The sequence below is a fragment of the Micrococcus sp. GbtcB5 genome (genome assembly GCF_019091605.1).
Lineage (GTDB): Bacteria > Actinomycetota > Actinomycetes > Actinomycetales > Micrococcaceae > Micrococcus > Micrococcus luteus.
Map to the genome: position 1 here is coordinate 1 of NZ_JAGXJK010000511.1, position 234 is coordinate 234.

The window sequence follows — 234 nt, forward strand, 5'->3', positions numbered from 1 at the left end:
TCCGCACCGGAGATCGAGACGCCGGCGGACCGTCTCGACGCCTCCCGTGTCCCCTCGCTCCTCGACGGCGCCATGCTCGTGATCTATCTGGTGATGCACTTCGTCGGCGGCGGCACCCTCACCCTGGACATCGACAACTGGTCCTTCCTCGCGCTGATCCTGCTGCTGGTGCGCAGCCCGCACGGGCTGGTCGGCCTCACCCAGTCGGCCGCGCCCAACGAGCGCGAGATCCTG

1 pseudogene is annotated in these 234 nt (G+C 69.2%); it reads left to right on the plus strand.

The annotated features are described in order from the left end of the window. Window positions 1-234: pseudogene (locus KVS67_RS13295) on the plus strand (TIGR00366 family protein); the annotation flags it as partial.